Here is a 17510-nt window from a genome sequence, read left to right as displayed (position 1 = left end):
TTTGGACAGGCGCGGCACTCTCTGTCCCCTTCCCCCACACACCAAGGAACAGAATGCAGCCTTCATCTGTTTCGCCCCGGACCCCTGCGGCCCGGAGACCCCGCTTACCGGCGGCCGCCGCTGTATGCGTGATGGCGCTGCTGACCGTGTTGCCGGCGGCCGCGCCGACATGGTCGGCACCGGCGCCGGCGGCACCCCTGGTGAGCTCCGCGTCGGGGCGGTGCCTGGACGTCAAGGGCAACGTCGACACGCCGGGCACGGCGCTGGAGATCTGGGACTGCAACGACCAGCCCAATCAGGCGTTCGAGTTCACGTCGGCGGGTGAGCTGAGGACGATGAACGGCACCCGGTGCGTGGACACCTACGACAACCGGACGACTGCCGGGGCCCCGGTGGTCATCCGGCCGTGCGACGGGCGGCCGACCCAGGTGTGGCGGCAGAACCCCGACGGGTCCCTCACGGGTGTCGCATCCGGTTTCTGCCTGGACGTCAACGGAGCGGCCACGGCCAACGGCACTGCGGTCATCCTGTGGACCTGCAACGGCCACAGCAACCAGAAGTGGAGCACGCCGGCACCTCCGCCTCCGCCTCCGCCCAGCGGATCGGGCCCGTGCGACATCTACGCCGCGGGCGGTACGCCGTGCGTGGCCGCGCACAGCACGGTGCGGGCGCTCTTCCGTTCGTACAACGGCTCCCTGTACCAGGTCAGGCGCTCCTCGGACAACAAGACCCGGGACATCGGCGTGCCGGCGCCCGGCGGCTTCGCCGACGCGGCGGCCCAGGACTCGTTCTGCGCGGGCACCTCGTGCGTGATCACGGTCGTCCGCGACCAGTCCGGGCACGGCAACGACCTGTGGTACCAGGGATCGGCCCAGGTCCCAGGATCGAGTCAGAGCAGCCCCGCGAAAGCGACCTCGGAGTCGCTGACCATCGGGGGCACCAAGGCCTACTCGCTGTACATCAACCCCGGGAACAGCTACTGGCGGGACGGTCACTTGACGGGCGTGCCGACCGGTGCCGAACCCGAAGGGGCGTACATGGTCACCAGCGGCACCCACGTCAACAGCGGCTGCTGCTTCGACTACGGCAACAGCGAGACGACCAGGAAGGCCGACGCGGCCGGGGCGATGGACGCGATCAACTTCGGGACCCAGTGCTGGTTCGGCGGCTGCGCCGGCAGCGGTCCCTGGGTGCAGGCCGATCTCGAATGGGGCCTGTACTCCGGCGGCAGCCAGTCGTGGAACACCAACCAGCGGACGTTTCCGAGCAAGTTCGTCACCGCGATGCTGAAGAACAACGGAACGTCGAGGTTCGCCCTCAAGGGCGGCAACGCGCAGTCCGGCGGCCTGACCACCCTCTGGGACGGCGGGCTCCCCGGCGGATACAGCCCCATGAAGAAGCAGGGAGCCATCGTCCTGGGGAGCGGCGGCGACTGCTGCAAGCCAGGCGGCGGCGCCAACCTGAGCGCCGGCACCTTCTACGAAGGAGCCATCGTCGCCGGCTACCCCTCCGACGCCACCGACAACGCGGTGCAGGCCAACATCACCGCGGCCGGCTACCGCTGAGCTCCCTCCGGCACCTGCGGCAGGCGGTGGTCCTCCCGTAGGTGCCGAAGGACCGCAACGCGACCTGCCCCCGCCCCGCACGACCTCATCCACACCTCGGCCCAGGAGTCGATGACCCATGCCCATGACCACTGCGAGAGCCAGGCGCCTTCGGCCGCTGCCTCCGCTGCCGTCCCTGCGCCGGACCCTGGCGCTCACGTTCTCGGCCGTGCTGCTCGCCGTCACCGCCCCCCTCCTCTCCCTCGCCACGGCCCAGCCCGCCGCCGCGCTCGGCAACGGGCTCGCACTGACCCCGCAGATGGGATTCAACGACTGGAACGCGTACGGCTGCAATGTCTCCGAGTCGCTGATCAAATCCACCGCGCAGGCCATGCACACCAACGGTATGCAGGCGGCGGGCTACTCCTACGTCAACATCGATGACTGCTGGATGACCCACAGCCGCGATTCCGGCGGCCGCCTGGTGCCGGACCCGGCCAAGTTCCCCGACGGCATCAAGGGCACCGCGGACTACGTGCACTCGCTCGGGCTGAAGCTGGGGATCTACGAGGACGCCGGCACCGCGACCTGCGCGGGATACCCGGGCAGCCTGGGGCACGAGACCACGGACGCGCAATCGTTCGCGTCCTGGGGTGTGGACTACCTGAAGTACGACAACTGCAACAACACCGGCGTGCCGGCGCGGACCCGGTACACCGCGATGCGGGACGCGCTGGCGGCCGCCGGCCGGCCCATCCTGTTCAGCCTGTGCAACTGGGGTCAGGAGAACGTGTGGACCTGGGGCGCGGGCGTGGGCAACAGTTGGCGCACCACCGGGGACATCACCGCCGACTACTCCAGCATGCTGTCGATCTTCCACAGCAACGTGGGACTGGCCTCGTACGCCGGCCCCGGCCACTGGAACGACCCGGACATGCTGGAAGTCGGCAACGGTTCGCTGACGGCCACCGAGAGCCGCAGCGAGTTCAGTCTGTGGGCGGAGATGGCCGCGCCGCTGATCGCGGGCACCAACATCCCCTCGGCCAGTGCGGGCACCTTGTCCATCCTGACCAACTCCCGGGTCATCGCGGTCGACCAGGACTCCCTGGGCAAGCAGGGCACCATGGTGTCGTCCTCGGGCGGCCTGGACGTGCTGGCCAAGCCGCTGGCCAACGGGGACGTGTCGGTGGCGCTGTTCAACGAGACCGGCTCGACGGCGACCATCACCACCACCGCGGCCGCGATCGGGAAGACCGGGGCGTCCACGTATACCCTCACCGACCTGTGGTCGGGGGCGTCCTCCACCACCTCGGGCACCATCAGCGCCTCGGTTCCGGCGCACGGCACGGTGATGTACCGGGTCGCGGGCGGCACCAACAGCGGCGGCGGCGCCGGCGTGACCGGTGAGCTGCACGCGGTGGGTGCGGGCAAGTGCCTGGACGTACCGAACGCCAGCACGGCCGCCGGCACCCAGGTGGAGATCTGGAGCTGCAACGGCGGGGCCAACCAGACATGGACGCATTCCGCCTCCAACCAGCTCACCGTCTACTCCGGCAGCGCCCAGATGTGCCTCGACGCCTACAACAACCAGACCACCTCCGGGACGAAGGTGGAGATCTGGCCGTGCAACGGCCAGACCAACCAGCAGTGGACGCTGAACGCCAACGGCACGATCACCGGCGTCCAGTCCGGCCTGTGCCTGGACGTCACCGGAGGGGCCACGGCCGACGGAGCCCTCGCCGAACTATGGACCTGCAACGGCGGCAGTGGCCAGCAGTGGACGCTGGGGTGAGTCCCCTCCCCTCGGCCACTGGCAGCTTCGGTGCCGCCGCGCGGTGGCACCGCCCCTGAGGAGGTCTCCTTGCTCGGATCAGCAACCGATCACCGGCGAAGGCGATTCCCGGCCGTTCTCCTGATCATCCTGGCGATGGCCGTGGCCACGTTGGGCGCACCGGCGTTCGCCACACCCTCACGATCCGGCACGGCCGCCGCCGTCCACCAGGCGGCCCTGTCGGCGAAAGCCTCCGCGGCCGACGCGTCGCTTCCGTGCGACATCTATGCCGCGGGCGGTACGCCGTGCGTGACGGCGCACTCCACGACCAGGGCGCTTTTCGCGTCGTACAACGGGCCGCTGTACCAGATCCAGCGGGCCTCCGACCACAGTTACCGCGACATCGCAGTGCTCAGTGCGGGCGGCTACGCCGACGGGGCGTCCCAGGTGTCGTTCTGCGCGGGCACGTCGTGCACGATCACGAAGATCTACGACCAGACTTCCAGGCACAACGACCTGCCGATCTCCTGGGGCGGCTACTGGAAGGGACCTGGCCCCAATGGTTCAGACGTCGGAGCGGACGCCATGGCCCTGCCGGTGACGGTGGCCGGCCACCAGGTCTTCGGAGTGAAGGTCACCCCCGGCGTCGGCTACCGGATCGACCACGCGAGCGGCGTGGCCACCGGCTCCCAGCCCGAAGGCATCTACATGGTGACGTCGTCGAACTACACGAACCAGTGGTGCTGCTTCGACTACGGCAGTGGCGAGAACTCCCACACCGACACCGGCAACGCCACCATGAACGCCATCTACTGGGGCAAAGCCTGCTGGTTCGGCGGCTGCACCGGCAGTGGCCCGTGGGTCGAAGCCGACCTGGAGAACGGCATGTTCCATACCAACACCGGCTCCAACAAAGACCCGAACAGCCCGGGCGTGCACCATCCGTTCGTCAGCGCGTGGCTGAAGAACAACGGCACCAGCAACTTCACCCTCAAGTACGGCGACGGCACGAGCGGAGGCCTGACCACCACCTTCTCCGGGCCCCTGCCCAACGGCTACTCGCCGATGAAGGTCGACAGCTCCGTCCTCCTCGGCACCGGTGGCGACAACAGCCCCTCGGGCGTCGGCGAGTTCTTCGAAGGCGCGATGACGGCGGGCTACCCCTCCGACGCCACCGAGAACGCCGTCCAGGCCGCCATCACCGCCGCCGGCTACGGGACGGCAAGCGGCGGCGGCACACCGGGCGCGCTGCATGCGGTGGGTGCGGGCAAATGTCTGGAGGTGCCGGGCGGGTCCACGACGCCGGGGACGCAGACACAGATCCGGGACTGCTCGGGCGGGGCGAACCAGACCTGGTCCCAGACCGCCTCGCACGAGCTCTCCGTGTACTCCGGCAGCAGCCGGTTGTGCCTGGACGCCTCGAACCAGGGCACCAGCCCCGGCACCAAGGTCATCACCTGGCCCTGCAACGGCCAGACCAACCAGCAGTGGAACCTCAACGCTGGCGGCACCATCACCAGCGCCCAGTCCGGTCTGTGCCTGGACGTGACGGGCGCCGCCACCGCCAACGGCAGCCCCGTGGAGCTGTGGACCTGCAACGGCGGATCCAACCAGCAATGGTCGCTGAGCTGACCCGTGAGCGAACGCACCCAACGCCGGGGCGGGCACCCGACGGCCGCCCCGGCGTGTCACCGCGCCACACCGCCCAGTGCCGCAGCACAGCGGTGCCCACCCGCAGGAGGATCGGATGAGGACGAGAGCGAGACCCGGCCGTCTGGCACTGGTGGCCGGCATCGTGCTGACGCTCGTGCTGCCGCTGCTGTCGACGGCCGCGAGCCAGGCCGCCTCGGGCAAGTCGCTGAGCGTGCACCTCGCGTCGACCCGCGGGCCGTCGACCGGAGTGGGAGAGGGGTTCCTCTACGGCATCAGTGAAGACGGCAGCCAGCCGGCGGACCAGTTCCTTCAGCCGCTGGGACTGAACGCATTCCGCGGCGGAGGATGGTTCTCCGGTGGCTGGATCAGGGACGGCTACAAGTACGGCTCTGCCACGCGGGCCGACATCGACTCGATCATCGCTCAGGCGAAGCGGCTCACCCGGCCGCCGTACCACGCCCAGTACCAGGTGCTGGTGAGCGACATCTACGGCGCGAACGGCGGCCAGCCGTCGAACACGACGTACCCGTGCGACAACGGCGACTGCTCCAACTGGATCACCTTCATCGACTCCACGGTGGGAGCGCTACAGACTTCGGGGCTGACGTTCTCCTACGACATCTGGAACGAGCCGGACATCTCGGTCTTCTGGACCCGGGGTGTCGACAGCGCACAGTACTTCCAGATGTGGGACACCGCCTACCGGGAGATCCGGCGCATCGCCCCCGGGGCGCAGATCGTGGGGCCGTCCCTCGCGTTCACCCCGCAGCGCAGCCCGGGCGAATGGCAGACCTGGCTCGCGCATGTGAAGGCGGCCGGGACGGTGCCGGACATGATCACCAATCACAACGAGGGCGATGTCGACGATCCGGTCACCGTCGCGCAGGGCCTCCGCGACGCCCTTGGCTCGGCGGGCATCGGTCCGCTGCCGCTGTCCTCGAACGAGTACCAGCCGGCCGACCGGCAGACCGCCGGGGTGACGGCCTGGTACCTGGCGCGGTTCGCGCAGTCCGGGTACACCAACGCGATGCGGGGCAACTGGGTGTGTTGCGTCACCCCGAACCTGACGGGAGTGCTCACCCGGAGTGGGGGCAGCTGGCAGCCGACCGGCAACTGGTGGGCGCTTCGGGACTACGCCGACATGACCGGTACTCTCGTCGACACCTCCGGCCAGGTCGGCTCGACGGCGATCTCCGCCTCCGAGGACTCCGCCGGCAAGCGTGCGGTGGCCGTCATCGGCGACTCCGACGGGTACACCGGCGCCGCGTCCGTGACCTTCGACGGGCTGTCGTCCGTACCCTGGTTGGCGAACGCCGGCAGCGTGCACGTCACCGTGCACCGCATCCCGGACCAGGCACCGCTCACCGCCCCAGAGATCGTGTACGACCAGAACGTGAGCGCCTCCGGGGGCTCGATCACCGTGCCGTTCACGTTCCAGGGCTCGCACGACGCGTTCGCCGTCCATCTGACACCGGCCTCGTCGAGCGGTGGCGGCTTCCCGGACGGCTACCACCAACTCGTGGTCGCGAGCGGCAACTTGTGCCTGGACGTGTACGGCAACTCCTCCGATGCCGGCGCCGCGATCGACCAGTGGACGTGCAACGGGCAGAGCAACCAGCGGTTCCAGTTCGTGCCGGCCTCGGGCGGCTACGGCGAACTGCGGGCACAGAACTCCGGCCAGGACGTGGCGGTGGCCGGCAGCTCCACGGCGGCGGGCACTCCGGACATCGTCCAGCAGGCCCCCGGCACAGCGGCCGCCGGACTCTGGCTTCCCGTGCGGCAGTCCGACGGCTCCTACGCGCTCCAGAACCGGAACAGCGGTCTGTGCCTGGACGTCTACGGCGCCGGCAGCAACGCAGGTCAGCAACTGGACCAGTGGCCGTGCAAGAACGCGCCCGGCACCAACCAGGACTTCGTCCTCCGCTGACCACACAGCCATCGATCCCTGTGACCGGACCCGCCACACCGGCCACGGGACACCTCCGACCTGCGAAAGGAACCCACCGTGTCAGCATTCGGACGGCTGTTGCGGCGCCTGCGCGCCTCGACGGCCGTGCTCGCGGGCCTCCTCCTGGCCGCCGGCGGCGTCGTGGCCACGAGCGCCGCGCCGGCCCAGGCCGCCACCTCCGTCACGATCAACGGCGCGTCCGCCGGCCGCACCTTCGACGGCGTCGGCGCGATCAGCGGCGGCGGCGGCAACAGCAGACTCCTGGTCGACTATCCCGAGCCCCAACGCGGCCAGATCCTGGACTACCTGTTCCGGCCCGGCTACGGCGCCTCCCTGCAGATCCTCAAGACCGAGATCGGCGGTGACACCAACTCCACCTCGGGGGCCGAGCCCAGTCACCAGCACACCCGGTCCGACCTGAACTGCAACCGCGGCTACGAGTGGTGGCTGATGGAGCAAGCCAGAGCGCGCAACCCGGACATCAAGCTGTACGGGCTCGCCTGGGGCGCGCCCGGCTGGATCGGCGGCGGGAACTTCTGGTCCACCGACATGATCAACTATCTGCTCTCCTGGCTGGGCTGCGCCAAACAGCACGGCTTGAGCATCGACTACCTCGGCGGGTGGAACGAGAGAGGCTACAACGTCTCCTGGTACGAGCAACTGCGCGGCGCGCTCGACACCAACGGCTACGGAAACGTCAAGATCGTCGCAGCCGACTCCGACTGGTCCGTGGCGAACGACGTCGACTCCGACCCGGCGTTCGCCGCCTCGGTGAACGTCCTCGGCACGCACTACCCCTGCGGCTACCGTTCGTCCCAGTCCAACTGCTCGGTGCCGTCGGCCGCCACGTCGTCCGGCAAGACGCTGTGGGCGAGCGAGAACGGCTCCGACGACTACGACGCGGGAGCGCCGGCCATGGCCCGCGGCATCAACCGCGGTTACATCGACGGCCGGATGACCGCGTACCTCAACTGGCCGGTGGTCGCCGCGATCACGCCGAACCTGCCCTACCCCACCATGGGTCTCGCCCTGGCCTCGCAGCCGTGGTCCGGGCACTACGCGATCGGCAAGAACGCCTGGGTGATGGCACAGACCAGCCAGTTCACCGCCCCGGGGTGGCACTACCTCGACGCCTCCAGTGGCTACATCGGCGGCAACCGGAACAACGGCAGCTACGTTTCACTGAAGTCCACCAACAACTCCGACTACTCCACGGTCGTCGAGACGATGGACGCCGGCAGCGCCCAGACGCTGAACTTCAACGTCACCGGCGGGCTGTCCACCAAAACCGTCCACGTCTGGTCGACGGACGTCAACTCCGGCAACCCGGCCGACTACCTCGTGCACACCACGGACATCACCCCGTCCGGCGGCGGCTTCAGCCTGACCGTGCAGCCCCATCGCGTCTACACCCTGACCACCACGACCGGACAGGGGAAAGGCACCGCCACCAGCCCTGCCCAGGGCGCGATGAGCCTGCCGTACAGCGACTCCTTCGACAGCTACGCCACCGGCACCGAGGCCAAGTACCTCATGGACTGGCAGGGCGCCTTCGAGGCGGTGGGCTGCGGCGGCGGCCGCAGCGGCAGGTGCGTGCGCCAGATGAGTCCGCAGAAACCGATCACCTGGGACGCGCTGTCCGATCCGCACGCCCTGCTCGGTGACGTGAGCTGGAGCAACTACACCGTCTCGTCCGACGTGATGCTCGAACAGCCGGGATACGCCGAGCTGATCGGCCGTGCCAACGCACAGGACTACGGCAGCACCGGCGGGCTGAACGCCTACCACCTGCGGGTGAGCGACACCGGAGCCTGGTCGATCCTGAACTCGAACACCAACGGCAACGTCTCCACCCTCGCCCACGGCACCACCACGGCGCTGGGCACCAACCGGTGGCACACCCTGGCCCTCACCTTCTCCGGCAGCACCGTCACCGCTGTCATCGACGGTTCCACGGTCGGTTCCGTGAACGACCACACCTGGGCCGGCGGCCAGGTCGGCTACGCGACCAGCCAGGGCGAGACGGCACAGTTCGACAACCTGTCCCTCACTCCCGGCAGCGGCGGAAGCGGTGGCGGCACGACCGCCGGGATCGTCGGAGTCGGCTCCGGCAAATGCGTGGACGTGCCGAACCAGTCGCAGACATCGGGCACCCAGGTGGAGCTGTGGGACTGCAACGGCGGTAGCAACCAGCAGTGGACCAGCACTCCGGACGGTGAGCTGCGGGTCTACGGCGGCGACTGCCTGGACGCCGCGGGCCAGGGGACCAGCCCCGGCACCAAGGTGGACATCTGGACCTGCAACGGCGGCAGCAACCAGAAGTGGACGATCAACGCCGACGGCACGATCACCGGTGCCCAGTCCGGCCTGTGCCTGGACGCCACGGGCGCGGGAACGGCCAACGGCACCTTGCTGGAGCTGTGGACCTGCAATGGCAGCAGCAACCAGAAGTGGACCCGCAGTTGATCAGGTGACCGACTGACGAACCTCCTGAGCCACCCCCGTCAATCCCTCTGAGAGGCCCCGCATGACTTCCTCCTCCCACCCGATCAGCCGGCGCCGTCTGCTGGCGGCGGCCGGCGCGGCCACGGCCTTCGGCCTGCTCCGGTTCGCCCCCGAGGCCGCCGCGACCGACGGCCCCCGAAGCTACACCGCGAACTGGTCGTCCGTGGACCAGCACCCCCCGGCCCCGGCCTGGTTCCAGGACGCCAAGTTCGGCATCTACTACCACTGGGGCGTCTTCAGCGTTCCCGCGTTCGGGAACGAGTGGTATCCGCGCAACATGTACATCGGCGGCTCGGCCGAGAACCGTCACCACATCGCCACCTACGGCGACCCCTCGGTGTGGCCGTACAACAACTTCATCGACGGTGCCCGGGACAAGGCCGGCAACTACGTGCAGTTCGCCCCCAGACTGGTCTCCCAGGGCGGCAACTGGGATCCCGATGCCTGGGCGCGGCTGTTCAAGGCCGCAGGCGCCAGGTTCGCGGGCCCGGTCGCCGAGCACCACGACGGCTTCTCCATGTGGAACAGCCGCTCCAACCCGTGGAACTCGGTCCGGCACGGCCCCGGACTCGACCTACTGGGTCTGCACGCGCAGGCCATCCGCGGGCAGGGGCTGAAGTTCATGGCCTCGCTGCACCACGCCTACCACTTCAACGGCTACTACGACCACGTGCCGTCCCAGTCGGATCCGACGCTGCGCATCCTCTTCGGTCAGCAGGGCTCGGCGGCGGAGAACAAGCTCTGGTACGACAAGCTGATCGAGGTCATCGACGGCTACCAGCCGGATCTGGTCTGGCAGGACTTCGACCTGGGCCTGGTGCAGGAGTCCTATCGCCTCCAGTTCCTCGCGCACTACTACAACCAGGCGGTCTCCTGGAACAAGGACGTGGTCGCGACCTACAAGGACGGCCTGGACAACAAGGGCGAGGTCTTCGACTTCGAGCGCGGCGGCCCGGCAGGGCTGCTCAGCCCCTACTGGCTGACCGACGACAGCATCTCCTCCTCCAGCTGGTGCTACACGGTCGGCATCGGCTACTACTCGACGCAGGCCCTGCTCCACTCGCTGATCGACCGGGTCAGCAAGGGCGGCAGCATGCTGCTGAACATCGCCCCGATGGCCGACGGCACCATCCCCTCCGGACAGCAGTCGATCCTGCTCGGCATGGGCGACTGGCTCGGCCGCTTCGGAGAGGCGGTCTACGGCACCCGCTCCTGGGCCAGTTACGGCGAAGGCCCCACCAAGATGGGCGGAGGCTCGTTCAGTGGACCGGTGGCCGGCACACCCGAGGACATCCGGTTCACCCGCAGCCAGGACAACAAGGTGCTCTACGCCACCGCGCTGGGCTGGCAGGGCGGAACCATGACCATCACGACGCTGAACTCGAGCCAGATCAACCTCAGCAGCCTGACGGGCGCGCAACTGCTCAACAACGCCGCCGGCACCTACATCAACCTGCCCGCGCCGACCCAGGATGCTTCCGGCCTGCACCTAGCCATGCCCTCGTCCAACCCGCCGTTCAACGCCCTGGCGTACACGGTCAAGCTCACCTTCTCCGGAGAGATCCCCGTCCTGGGCGCGCCGGGCGGCTCCACGACCTGGGTCAAGATCGCCAACGCGACGAGCGGACTGGTGCTCGACAGCGGGGGCAACGTCGCCTCCGGCTCCAACCTCAAGCAGTGGAACTACGACGGGAGCACCAACCTGCAGTGGCAGCTGATCGACCTCGGCAACGGCTACCACCGCATCATGAACCGCACCAACGGAATGGCCGTCGACAGCTGGGGCAACTCCGCCAACGGCGCACCCGCCCGCCAGGAGGCGTGGAACGGCGGCAACAACCAGCAGTGGTCGCTGACCAGCCTCGGTGGCAACCGCTACCAGATCGTCAATCGAGGCACCGGCACCGCCCTTGACGGCAGCGGCAGCACGACCGTCGGCTCCACCACGGTGATGTGGACGCCGAACTCGAGCACCAACAACGAATGGACCATCACGGCCATCTGAACCGGCCCGGCTACCGACGCTCCCTGTCCACCCCCCAACCACGGAAGAAGGAGTGTATGAAACGCAAACCGCTCTTAACCTCCATCGTGGCCGCGGTACTTCTCGTCCTGGCAGCTGCGGGCACCTCCTTCAGCAGCGGCCCGGGCGCGCCCGCGTCGGCCACGACCACCGGCGCCGTCCGGGCGACCGCCGGCTGCGGCAAGGCCCCGACGCTGACGAGTGGTACACACACGATTCAGAGCGGCGGCCAGACGCGCAGTTACATACTGCGGGTTCCGGCCGGCTACGACAGCAACCACCCCTACCGGCTGATCTTCGGTTTCCACTGGCGGGGCGGCACGGCCAACGACGTCGACTCGGGCGGAACGGACGGGTACAACTGGTCCTACTACGGCCTTAGGCGCCTGGCTGACAACGCGAACAACGGTACGATCTTCGTCGCCCCGCAGGGCATCGGCAACGGCTGGGCCAACTCCGGCGGCCAGGACGTGGCCTTCGTCGACGCGATGGTCAGCCAGATCGAATCAGGGCTGTGCGTCGACGCCACCCAGTTGTTCTCCGCCGGCTTCAGCTACGGCGGCGCGATGTCGTACGCCCTGGCCTGCTCCCGGGCAACGGTCTTCCGCGCGGTCGCGGTCTACTCCGGCGCGAACCTCAGCGGGTGCAACGGCGGCACCCAGCCCATCGCCTACATGGGTCTGCACGGCATCAGGGACAACGTGCTGCCCATCTCGCTGGGACGGGAACTGCGCGACACCTTCGTCCGGACCAACGGCTGCACCCCGCAGAACCCGCCCGAGCCGGCCTACGGAAGCCTGACCCACATCATCACCACCTACTCCGGGTGCAGGTCCGGATACCCCGTCGTCTGGGCCGCGTTCGACGGAGCGGGCCACGACCCCGGGCCCATAGACGGCTCCACCGGTGACGGCTGGCGCACCTGGACGTCGGCGGCGGTGTGGCAGTTCTTCACCCAGTTCGGCTCGAACACGCCGCCGCCACCGCCCTCCGGCAACCAGGAGATCGTCGGCCGGCAGTCGGGGCGCTGCCTCGACATCAACAACTCCACCACGGCCAACGGCACGCAGGCACAACTGTGGGACTGCAACGGCGGCTCCAACCAACGGTGGACCTACGCCGCTGGAAAGCAGCTGGTTGTCTACGGCAACAAATGCCTGGGCGTCGGCCTGGCAGCGGGCAACGGCACCCCGGCGGCGATCTGGGACTGCAGCGGACAGCCGGACCAGCAATGGAACATCAATCCCGACGGCACGATCACAGCGGTGCAGTCGGGGCTCTGCCTGGACGCCAACGGCCAGGGAACGGCCAACGGAACGAAAGTCCAGCTATGGAGTTGCACGGGCGGTGCGAACCAGCACTGGAGCCTGGAGAAATGAAACGCCGGCGCCAGGCACGGCACCGTGCGGGGCCGGCTCCGCAGACCTCGGCACGCCAAGCCTCGTGGAGTACGGGGGTTGCGCACCACATGGACAGTCCGGACAGCCTCTGACGGGCCAACCGGAATTATTCACTCAAGGACTACGAGGTTCCCATGCGCAGACGAAGTTTCAGCCGCAGACATCTGTCCGTGGTGTTCGCCGCTGCCGTTGTGGTCCTGGTCACGTTGGCGGCGACGCTCGTCGCCAACCCGGCTCAGGCGGCCGCCAGCGGCGCCTTGCGCGGTGTTGGGTCCGGCCGGTGTCTCGATGTGCCGAACGCCGGTCAGACCGATGGCACGTACCTGCAGATCTGGGACTGCTCGGGCGGGACCAACCAGCAGTGGACGTTGACGGACAACAACGAGCTGACCGTGTACGGCAACAAGTGCCTGGATGTTCCGGGCCACGCCACCGCGGCCGGTACCCGGGTGCAGATCTGGTCCTGTAACGGCGGTGCGAACCAGCAGTGGCGGGTGAACTCCGACGGCACGATCGTCGGCGTGGAGTCCGGGCTGTGCCTGGATGTTACGGGCTCCGGTACGGCCAACGGCACGGCGGTGGAGATCTGGACGTGCAACGGCGGCAGCAACCAGAAGTGGACCGGCCTGCCCGGGACGTCGACACCGCCGGGGGGCGGCATGTGTTCTCTTCCGTCGACATACCGGTGGACGTCGACCGGTCCGTTGGCGCAGCCGGCGAACGGGTGGGTCTCGCTGAAGGACTTCACCGACGTCGTGTACAACGGCAAGCACCTGGTCTACGCGTCGAACGTGTCGGGATCGGGATACGGCTCGATGATGTTCCGTCCCTTCACGAACTGGTCGGACATGGCGTCGGCCGGCCAAACGGGGATGAGTCAGTCCGCGGTGGCGCCCACGCTGTTCTACTTCGCGCCCAAGCACATCTGGGTGCTGGCGTCCCAGTGGGGTGCGTCGCCCTTCGTCTACCGCACGTCGAGCGACCCCACCAACCCCAACGGCTGGTCCGCGCCGCAGCCACTGTTCACCGGCAGCATCCCCGGCTCCGCCCCGATCGACCAGACCCTGATCGGTGACGACCAGAACATGTACCTGTTCTTCGCCGGCGACAACGGCAAGATCTATCGGGCGAGCATGCCGATCGGGAACTTCCCGGGCAACTTCGGCTCGTCGTACACGACGGTCATGAGCGACACGACGGTCAACCTGTTCGAGGCGCCGCAGGTCTACAAGGTCCAGGGCCAGAACCAGTACCTCATGATCGTCGAGGCTCGGGGTGCCAATGAGCAGCGCTACTTCCGCTCGTTCACGGCCTCCGGCCTGAGCGGCTCGTGGACCCCGCAGGCCGCCGGCGAGTCCAACCCCTTCGCGGGCAAGGCCAACAGCGGTGCCACCTGGACCAACGACATCAGCCACGGTGACCTGGTCCGCAACAACCCCGACCAGACCATGACCATCGACCCCTGCCACCTGCAGTTCCTCTACCAGGGCAAGTCCCCCACCGCGGGCGGACCCTACGACCAACTGCCCTGGCGGCCGGGTGTCCTCACTCTGCAGCACTGATCTGCCGAGGAACCCCAGCCCTGTCCCGGCTGGGGTTCCTTGTCGTCCTCGCCGTCACCCTCCTCGACGCGTCGTCTTCCCTGCTGCGACTACGTGATCACATCTCACCGGTACCGGTGCGCCGCGCACGGATCGCTCCCGGCCATCGGCTGCTTTCCGACCAGTGACATGTGGTACTCGTTGTAGCGGACTCCCCGCACCCCGACCCGACCCGCGAGTGCATTGAGGTCCGCCAGTTCATCGGCGGAGAGCGGCAGCTGGGTGGCGCCCACGTTCTCCTCGATGCGCGTGAGGCGGCGCGTTCCGGGAATCGGAACGATCGACGCGTGCTGCGCGAGCAGCCAGGCGAGCGCGACCTGCCCCGGTGTGGCGCCCTTGGCCTGCGCGAGCCTGACCACGTGATCGACGAGGACCTGGTTCGCCGCGCGGTTCTCGGCCGTGAACCGTGGAATGGTCGTGCGGACGTCCCCGTTCGCGAAGAACGTCGAGGCGTCCACCGTTCCGGTCAGGAACCCCTTGCCGAGCGGGCTGAAGGGCACGAATCCGATCCCCAGCGCCGCGCAGGTCGGCAGCACTTTCGGCTCGGGATCCCGGGTCCACAAGTACTCGCTCTGCACCGCCGTCACCGGGTGGACCGAATGCGCGCGGCGGATGGTCTCCGCGCCGGCCTCCGAGAGCCCGAAGCACCGGACCTTGCCCTCCTGGACGAGCTCGCCGACCGCCACGCTGACCGCTCCGACCGCGATCAGGGCGTCTTGGAGGTCGGACTGGCTCAACTGGCCAAGGGCGTAGTGGAGTTCCCTGCCGACCAGGACGAACAGGGCACCGTTGATGATGAACGTCGCCAGCGGCCAGAAGGCCATCGCCTGCCGGCGGTGTTCGGCGCGGATGAGGCGTGGAGCCACCTGGGCCGTGATCAGTCCGCTCACGACGACCGCGGGGACCCCCGAGGCATGGACCAGCTCGGCCGGCAGGTAGGCCGTGAACGGCGCCAGGATCATGACCAGATTGCCCAGGAGCGGGGCCTCCAGGCGGCGCCGCAGGTTCATGTTGACCCAGGCCACCGCCACGCCGACCGCTGCCCCGCCGCCGTAGGCCAGCAGGAAGAGAGCCCCGACGTGGGGGAGGGTGAGGTGTTCCTCGCCGACGGTCATACCGACCGCCAGGCCGTAGCTGACCAGCGCGGTACCGTCGTTGACGAGACTCCCGGCACGCAACACCGTGACCTGACGGCGCGGCAGGTGCCGGCCAGGGCGCCGACCGCCGTGGCGTCCGTGGGAGCCACGGCCGCGCCCAACACCCACGCCGGCCCCCACGGCAGCCCGAGCGCATGCCTGGTGACTGCCACGGCCCACGCGGTGAGGATCACCAGGACCGTGCTGAGCAGGACGATGCCGCGCAGGTTCGAACGGATCTCCCGGCTCGACGTGGTCAGGCTCTCCCAGTACAGCAGCACGGGAAGGAACAGCAACAGCACCACCTCGGGCGGCTTGCGTCCGACGGACGGCCGGCACGAGGCCGAGAAGAGTTCCCACGACAAGCAGCACGACGGGTGGTGCCACGCCGATGCGCTGCCCCAGGACGTCGCCCACCAGCACGGCCACGCCCAGGACCACGACGAGTTCGAGACCGAGCATGGCGCTCACTCCTGGGACGGACCGGTTGTCGATGGGGAGTTGGCGGTTCCCGCAAGGATCGCCTTGTTCATCGGGGTACGAGCCGCAATGTCGTCGAGCGTGCCGCGACCATGGGGTTGACGTACGCTCCGCCGTAGCGGCCGTACTTGGTGCGGTACGCCGTGTCGATACGGTCGTTGATCTCGGATTCCTCCCCCCTGGGGCGCCGGAGCAGCGGCCGTGCCCGCCGGCTTTGCCGTCGCGCCGCTGTTCGTTTCGGACCGCCGGCCATGCCGGGCCCCGGCCGGCTGTGCCGAGTCGAGCCGCCGCCCGAACACGGCTACCGGGCTGACGCTGTCCGCGGCGGTGGCGAAGCAGGTTGTCCAAAGTTGGAGCAAGGTAGTCTGGTCACATGACCGACCACCCCACCTCCGCTGACGTGCCCGCCGACGTGCCTGCCGACGGCGACTCGTGCGCGGGCCGGCTGCTCCCGGCCGAGTTGCGTACCTGGATGCAGGTGCTCGCGGCAGCGGGGGCGGTGGAGCAGCACATGCGCAGGCAGGTCAAGCAGGCCTTCGGCGTCTCCCACGACGAGTTCCTGGTGTTGTGCCTGCTCGCGGACGAGCCAGGTCAGTCCCTGCGCATGACGCGCATCGCTGAGCTGCTCGGGCGCCCCAAGACCCGGCTGACCTACCAGGTCGCCTGCCTCCAGCACTCCGGCCTGGTCACCCGGGAATCCGTCCGCGACGACCGGCGCGGGGCCGCGGTGGCCCTCACCGACAAGGCGCGCCGGCTGCTCGCCGAGCACTCCGCGGACCTCGTCCGTGCTGTCAACGAGGCCCTCGCCCGCGCCATCGGCCCCACTGAGTGCCAGGCCATGAGCGGCCTGCTCGCCCAGGCCTCACGCAGGACGAGCCCGGGAGCGCCGTGACCCGTCGCACGGATCGCCCGGGGCCGTGGCAGGTCCCATCTCTCTGACGCCGCTCCCTCTGACGCCGCCAGCGGTGCACGCAAGCGGCGACGGCGTTCGGCAACCTCGCCCACCGGGCGGCGGGCCCGCCCGAGCGCGAGGAGGTCATGGCCGCTTCCGCGCTGTTGAGGGAGCCACCGACGTGCGCCGATCGCCTCCGCCGGGTTCGCGTTCTACGTGGCCGACTTCGCCTCGTACAACAAGACCTGCGGCACCATGGCGGGAGTGATCGTCTTCCTGGTCTGGTTGTGGATCACCAATCTCGCCCTCCTGCTGCGCCTGGAGTTCGATGCGGAGGTCGCACGGCAGCGGGCCGTCGCCGGCGGCTACCCGCCCGACGCGGAACCGTACGCCCGGCCACGTGACACCCGGAAGTGGAACGAGGAGGACCGTCGCCGTCTGGGTGGCCCGTGAGCCGCCGCGGATGATCAGGCTCACCAAGAGTCCGGCCCAGGCCCGCCGGCTCCGCGACGAAGAGCGCAACTGTGGAGTGCCGACCGGACCGGCCGGGAAGACGC

General features: G+C 68.8%; 12 protein-coding genes and 2 pseudogenes. 11 read left to right on the top strand and 3 right to left on the bottom strand.

Features of this window, described 5'->3' with window-relative positions:
* Nucleotides 1–131 precede the first annotated feature (131 nt).
* The 8 genes from ACFYZJ_RS12610 (at nucleotide 132) to ACFYZJ_RS12575 (ending at nucleotide 14406) form a co-directional block, all read left to right on the top strand.
* Entirely contained in the window at nucleotides 132–1565 is a 1434-nt protein-coding gene (locus ACFYZJ_RS12610; protein WP_388566200.1) for an arabinofuranosidase catalytic domain-containing protein, read from the top strand.
* 118 nt (nucleotides 1566–1683) lie between these two features.
* Entirely contained in the window at nucleotides 1684–3336 is a 1653-nt protein-coding gene (locus ACFYZJ_RS12605) for a glycoside hydrolase family 27 protein (protein WP_388566198.1), read from the top strand.
* A 135-nt stretch (nucleotides 3337–3471) separates the two neighbouring features.
* Nucleotides 3472–4947 (top strand): arabinofuranosidase catalytic domain-containing protein, encoded by a 1476-nt coding sequence (locus ACFYZJ_RS12600; protein WP_388566195.1) that lies wholly within the window; start codon nucleotides 3472–3474, stop codon nucleotides 4945–4947.
* Between the two features lie 115 nt (nucleotides 4948–5062).
* Nucleotides 5063–6895, top strand: coding sequence for an RICIN domain-containing protein (locus ACFYZJ_RS12595; protein ID WP_388566192.1), 1833 nt, complete (start codon nucleotides 5063–5065; stop codon nucleotides 6893–6895).
* Nucleotides 6896–6973: 78 nt separating this feature from the next.
* Nucleotides 6974–9382: a ricin-type beta-trefoil lectin domain protein gene (locus ACFYZJ_RS12590; RefSeq protein WP_388566190.1), complete on the top strand. Its 2409-nt coding sequence runs from the start codon at nucleotides 6974–6976 to the stop codon at nucleotides 9380–9382.
* Between the two features lie 61 nt (nucleotides 9383–9443).
* On the top strand, nucleotides 9444–11426 hold the full coding sequence (locus ACFYZJ_RS12585) for an alpha-L-fucosidase (RefSeq protein ID WP_388566187.1): 1983 nt from the start codon (nucleotides 9444–9446) through the stop codon (nucleotides 11424–11426).
* A gap of 56 nt (nucleotides 11427–11482) precedes the next feature.
* The gene (locus tag ACFYZJ_RS12580) at nucleotides 11483–12823 is read left to right on the top strand and encodes a ricin-type beta-trefoil lectin domain protein (protein WP_388566184.1); all 1341 of its coding nucleotides are present in this window, start codon (nucleotides 11483–11485) and stop codon (nucleotides 12821–12823) included.
* A 155-nt stretch (nucleotides 12824–12978) separates the two neighbouring features.
* Nucleotides 12979–14406, top strand: a complete 1428-nt coding sequence (locus tag ACFYZJ_RS12575; protein WP_388566181.1) for a non-reducing end alpha-L-arabinofuranosidase family hydrolase — start codon at nucleotides 12979–12981, stop codon at nucleotides 14404–14406.
* A 104-nt stretch (nucleotides 14407–14510) separates the two neighbouring features.
* Here ACFYZJ_RS12575 and ACFYZJ_RS12570 read toward each other — a convergent pair whose 3' ends face one another.
* A complete protein-coding gene (locus ACFYZJ_RS12570; RefSeq protein ID WP_388566659.1) occupies nucleotides 14511–15131 on the bottom strand; it encodes an aldo/keto reductase in 621 nt (206 codons plus the stop codon).
* Nucleotides 15132–15194: 63 nt separating this feature from the next.
* A pseudogene (locus ACFYZJ_RS12565) lies at nucleotides 15195–15862 on the bottom strand (cation:proton antiporter); the annotation flags it as partial.
* On the opposite strand from ACFYZJ_RS12565, the gene ACFYZJ_RS12560 reads away from it, so the two are divergent.
* Nucleotides 15783–16163 (top strand): hypothetical protein, encoded by a 381-nt coding sequence (locus ACFYZJ_RS12560; RefSeq protein ID WP_388566679.1) that lies wholly within the window; start codon nucleotides 15783–15785, stop codon nucleotides 16161–16163. The pseudogene ACFYZJ_RS12565 and the gene ACFYZJ_RS12560 overlap by 80 nt on opposite strands.
* On the opposite strand, the gene ACFYZJ_RS12555 is transcribed toward ACFYZJ_RS12560, so the two are convergent.
* Nucleotides 16111–16314 carry a DUF2255 family protein gene (locus ACFYZJ_RS12555; RefSeq protein WP_388566178.1) on the bottom strand — a complete coding sequence of 68 codons (204 nt, stop codon included), beginning with the start codon at nucleotides 16312–16314 and terminating at the stop codon, nucleotides 16111–16113. The genes ACFYZJ_RS12560 and ACFYZJ_RS12555 overlap by 53 nt on opposite strands.
* Nucleotides 16315–16434: 120 nt before the next feature.
* Here ACFYZJ_RS12555 and ACFYZJ_RS12550 point away from each other — a divergent pair, with 120 nt between their 5' ends.
* Entirely contained in the window at nucleotides 16435–16953 is a 519-nt protein-coding gene (locus tag ACFYZJ_RS12550; protein ID WP_388566176.1) for a MarR family winged helix-turn-helix transcriptional regulator, read from the top strand.
* Nucleotides 16954–17142: 189 nt separating this feature from the next.
* Nucleotides 17143–17406: pseudogene (locus ACFYZJ_RS12545) on the top strand (YhjD/YihY/BrkB family envelope integrity protein); the annotation flags it as partial.
* Between the last annotated feature and the right edge of the window lie 104 nt (nucleotides 17407–17510).

Origin of the sequence: Streptomyces sp. NPDC001848, assembly GCF_042891915.1 — a bacterium.
GTDB lineage: Bacteria > Actinomycetota > Actinomycetes > Streptomycetales > Streptomycetaceae > Streptomyces.
Note: the sequence above shows the minus strand (reverse complement) of the source record. Positions and strands in the feature narration are given on the sequence as shown.